This is a genomic window from Spiroplasma sp. ald (genome assembly GCF_044714355.1).
Lineage (GTDB): Bacteria > Bacillota_I > Bacilli_A > Mycoplasmatales > Mycoplasmataceae > Spiroplasma > Spiroplasma phoeniceum.
Genome location: NZ_RXFY01000085.1, coordinates 1 through 4664 on the forward strand (window position 1 = coordinate 1; position 4664 = coordinate 4664).

General features: G+C 27.0%; 6 protein-coding genes and 1 riboswitch. All 6 genes read right to left on the reverse strand.

All coding sequences use genetic code 4. The annotated features are described in order from the left end of the window. Positions 1 to 385: 385 nt before the first annotated feature. The 6 genes from yidC to EHU54_RS04590 all read right to left on the reverse strand — a co-directional run bounded on the left by yidC (position 386) and on the right by EHU54_RS04590 (position 4518). Positions 386 to 1663 carry a membrane protein insertase YidC gene (gene yidC / locus EHU54_RS04565; RefSeq protein WP_400249170.1) on the reverse strand — a complete coding sequence of 426 codons (1278 nt, stop codon included), beginning with the start codon at positions 1661 to 1663 and terminating at the stop codon, positions 386 to 388. Positions 1664 to 1678: 15 nt separating this feature from the next. Continuing rightward, positions 1679 to 2005, reverse strand: a complete 327-nt coding sequence (gene rnpA / locus EHU54_RS04570) for a ribonuclease P protein component (RefSeq protein WP_400249171.1) — start codon at positions 2003 to 2005, stop codon at positions 1679 to 1681. Positions 2006 to 2037: 32 nt separating this feature from the next. Continuing rightward, on the reverse strand, positions 2038 to 2172 hold the full coding sequence (gene rpmH, locus EHU54_RS04575; protein ID WP_004028019.1) for a 50S ribosomal protein L34: 135 nt from the start codon (positions 2170 to 2172) through the stop codon (positions 2038 to 2040). 154 nt (positions 2173 to 2326) lie between these two features. Further along, positions 2327 to 3772 (reverse strand): IMP dehydrogenase, encoded by a 1446-nt coding sequence (gene guaB, locus EHU54_RS04580; protein ID WP_400249173.1) that lies wholly within the window; start codon positions 3770 to 3772, stop codon positions 2327 to 2329. An 86-nt stretch (positions 3773 to 3858) separates the two neighbouring features. Continuing rightward, a riboswitch (purine riboswitch) is annotated at positions 3859 to 3956 on the reverse strand. Positions 3957 to 4062: 106 nt separating this feature from the next. Continuing rightward, positions 4063 to 4239, reverse strand: a complete 177-nt coding sequence (locus EHU54_RS04585; protein ID WP_400249175.1) for a hypothetical protein — start codon at positions 4237 to 4239, stop codon at positions 4063 to 4065. A 99-nt stretch (positions 4240 to 4338) separates the two neighbouring features. Beyond that, on the reverse strand, positions 4339 to 4518 hold the full coding sequence (locus EHU54_RS04590; protein ID WP_400249176.1) for a hypothetical protein: 180 nt from the start codon (positions 4516 to 4518) through the stop codon (positions 4339 to 4341). Positions 4519 to 4664: the final 146 nt, after the last annotated feature.

Below are 4664 nucleotides of genomic sequence, written 5' to 3' on the forward strand. Positions count from 1 at the left end.
ATTCCTATAATTTCTATTTTAAATATATTTTATAGGAATTTTAAAATAACTAGGTTATGCAAGAAGTCTAATAATGTTTCTAGAATAAAAACAAAATCAAAAATATTAATATTTATTTTAAAACCTCTAATATTTAATGTAATTAAAAATTGCTTATTATAATATGAAAAAGACATCTCATAATCTTTCGTTAATAATATCTTTGATAATACTATCTAAATGTTCTTTACAAAAAGAAATAATATCATTAATTTCAAAAAAAGGTTACTTCTAGTCCCTGAAAAAATCATTTTGTTGATAATTCAGTTTTATAAAAGAAGTTTTTATTTGAATTATTTAAAAATTTTCTAATTTTTTTGCGACTTAAATTTTTTTATGAAAATCATTAATCTTTATTTTTTTTCTTACTATGTAAAGAAAATTTAGATTTTTTAGGTTTTGATTTAACCGGATTATAAGAAATTTTATCGGCATTATTTGTTTTTACTTGTTTTGTTTTTGTAATTTCAACATTTTCAATATTATTAGTTGTTTTTAAATGTTGTTTTCTAACAAATAAATGTTTAATTCTTTGTCCAAACGATTCTTTGTTTTTATTTTTTTTACTTCGTTTCTTAACTCGTAAGAAATGAAATTCTAATGTTTGTAAAATTTGAATAAAGGCTGAGAAAATTCAATAAATAGCAACCCCAGATGCAATTGAAATTGTAACTACAAAGAAGACAACAATCATTACTCCTTGCATAATAAATTGCCGTTTACGTGCTTTTTTCTGTTCCTTTGTAATAACTCTTGTTTTACGAAGATTTAAAATAGTTGGTAAAATCATCGAAAGAATTTGAATAGGCAAATATACAAATAATAAAGCTAAATAAACATAATTCCCACTAGTAATCATATCTCATGGCTTTTCAATTAAAGAAATTTGCCCAATTGTCGCCATTTTTAATTCTCGTGTTGCTCTAACAACAGTATACATCGCAATTAAAAACGGAATTGATAAAAAAGACGAACCAATTGTGGATAATGGTGAAACTCCTTCTTTGCGATACAACTGCATCATTTCCATTTGTTGCTTTTGTTTTGCCGCTGGATCTTTTGAACCCTTATATTTGGCCTGAATTTCTGCTTGTTTAATTTGCATTAATTGCATTTTGTCTTGATTTCGTTGTGCTTTTCAACTAAACATTAAAGTAATTAAACGCACAATTAATGAAGTTAAGAATAATGCGCCAATAATTCCTGCACCATTATCTAATCCACCAAAACCATAAATTAAATTAACTAAAATTCAAGCAACAGGAAACACAAAACAACCATAAAATGGTGAAGATGTTTTAACAAAAGCATCAGATCATGTTCTAATTGCTAAATATGGATATTCATATAGTTGTCCATTTTCAAAATGAAAAAAGTGTTCTTTCCCAGCATTAGCGTATCCTAAAATAATTTCAAAGAAAACTCCTGGTTTATATACTTTCTGACCAGAAACATCTAAAATTTGGGCAGTCCCATATTTTGTAACCATCATCTGCCCACAACCTCATAACATTGATATAATTAAAAAAAGATACAGGACTAATTTTGTTCATTTCCAGGCAATTGAATATCAAGGTTTTCGTGTTCTTTTCCCATCGGAGAAAATATAATCACGATAGTTCACTATTTCGCCTCCTTTTTACATTTTGATTTGATTTAATAAAATTTCTTTATTAATTAAATAACTATTGTTAAAATATGATTTTCGAACAATAATGATTTGATCATAACCTTCTGTTACTGAAAAATCAAAATTTAACATACTTCGAATTTGTCTTTTTACTTTATTTCTAACAACAGCATTTCCTAATTTTTTACCAACAGATATTCCAAAACGATGATAATTAAGATCATTTCTTTTAAAATAAATAAAATAAGGGTTAGTTTTAATAAAAGAACGATTATTTATTATTTTTTGAAATTCATAATTTTTTTTAACAATAAATTTTTTTTCACATTTCGACACAAATAGAAAAATAAAGTATTTTACCAGCATTTTTAAGCTGATAATACTTTTCTTCCTTTCGCTCTTCTTTTACTTAAAACTTTACGGCCTGAAGCTGATTCCATTCTTGCTCGAAAACCATGTGTTCTTTTATGTTTAATTTTACTTGGTTGTCACGTTCTTTTCATTACTAGCACCTCCTTATGATATAAATTATTAAGAGATCATATAAATAATATCTTAATTAATAAAAAATATCAATTAAAATAATATTTTTTTAAAAATAAAAATGGAGATTGATATGCTTTCTCATCTCCATTTATCTTTTTGCTTATAATAATATTATTTTGTGTAATTTGGTGGTTCTTTGGTAATTGCAATATCATGTGGATGTGATTCTTTTAAACCATTATTTGAAATTTCCACAAACTGAGCTGTTTTTTGCAACATTAGAATATTTTTTGCACCACAATAACCAAAACCGCTCCGTACACCACCAATAAATTGAAATAAAATATCACTTAATTTACCCTTTAATAAAACTCGTCCTTCAACTCCTTCTGGAACTAATTTACGATTTTTATCTTGAAAATAACGATCAGCACTACCTTTTTTCATAGCAGCTAATGAGCCCATTCCCATATATGTTTTATATTTTTTACCTTCAACAATCATTTCTTCACCAGGTGCTTCAAATGTTGATGCAAAAACTGAACCCATCATTACTGCATTAGCACCAGCTGCAAGTGCTTTAACAACATCCCCAGAATATTTAATTCCACCATCAGCAATGACTGGAATTTCTTTTCCTTTACAAACCTCATAAACATCATTAATGGCTGTCATTTGAGGAACTCCAACTCCAGCAACAACTCTTGTTGTACAAATACTTCCTGGTCCGACACCAACTTTAATTGCATTAGCACCAGCTGCAATTAAATCTAAAGTTCCTTGAGCAGTAACAACATTCCCAGCAATTAAATTAATCATTGGAAAAGCTTTTTTAATTTTTTTAACCATATTAATAATACCTTGACTATGACCATGCGCTGAGTCAACAACAATTACATCAACCCCAACGGCAACAAGTTTTTCAACACGTAATAATGTATTTTCATCAATTCCAACGGCTGCACCTACTCGTAATCGTCCTTGTTCATCTTTACAAGCATTAGGATATTCGTCACGATTATTAATATCTTTAATGGTAATTAACCCAATTAACACATTTTTTTCATTAACGATTGGTAGTTTTTCAATACGATTATTTAACAAAATATCTTTTGCTTGTTCTAAATCAATATTTTCATGAGTTGTAATTAAGTTTTTTACAGTCATAAATTTATCCACAGAAGCAGTTAAATCATGACATGCTCTAATATCCCGATTTGTAATTATTCCCAATAATCTGTTTTCTTCATCAACAATTGGTAAACCAGAAATACGATACTGAGCCATAATATTTTCAGCATCCTGAACTGTCATTGTTGGTTTTAATGTTATCGGATTAATAATAAAACCTGACTCGTTACGTTTAACTTTTTCAACTTCTGCTGCTTGTTTATCAATTGATAAATTTTTATGAATAATTCCAATTCCACCCTCGCGAGCAATTGCGATTGCCAATTTTGATTCAGTAACAGTATCCATTGCTGAAGATATAAAAGGAATATTTAATTCAATATTTTTTGTTAGTTTAGTTCTTAAGTCAATCTGATATGGTAAAATATCTGATTTTTGTGGAACTAATAGTAGATCATCAAAGGTATAAGATTTTTTAATTTGCATGTTTGTTCCTCCAAAATATTTAATACAAAAAATTTAATAAAAGAAACATGACCATTAAAACCAATTAACAAACAGTCTTAACAAATTAAAAATAAATTAAGACCTATAGTATTTAATTTAAGGTTAACTGTAGAGACACTAGACCATATTTCTAGTATATATAGGATTATTGTAAGTATCAAGGAAATGGGCGTTGCCCCTAAGTCGCTCCGCGACTTTTACCCCTTTAAGTAAGATGGCGCGTGGATAAACCACCACACCACCTTACTTTTTACTAACAACATTATATACTAAAAATAGCGTAAAAGTCCATTAACCATCGCTAAAATTAATATAGAACTTAACATAATCTTAAATGTAATATCAAAAGCAAACAAATTACCAATATTATTAAATAATTCAGACACATTACTAAATACATGTACTATGCCTTTAATAAAATTATAAACATCTTTCATACGTGGCATCTTATTTACTAATCAAATTGCCGCATTTTCAAAACAACCGCCAATATGAAATAAATCACATTGTTTATATGGTATTTCTCAAATATTACCATTATTAATTTAATTATTTCAATCAGCAGCATTATAAATGCTAAAATTAAAACCTAAAATTGCAATACTATTTTTTTCTGTTAATCTAGTGGTATTAAATCTAATTAAATTAAAACCTTGATATTTTGAATTATCTGTCATATCTAATAATTTTATTGATTGAGTATATTTATCGTTATTAGAAGGCAAAACATCAGTAATATAATCTCAATTTGAATAATAAGAAAAATATTCATTAGACTTCTTGCATAACCTAGTTATTTTAAAATTCCTATAAAATATATTTAAAATAGAAATTATAGGAATCTAAAATTATGAAATTTGATAAATTTGAT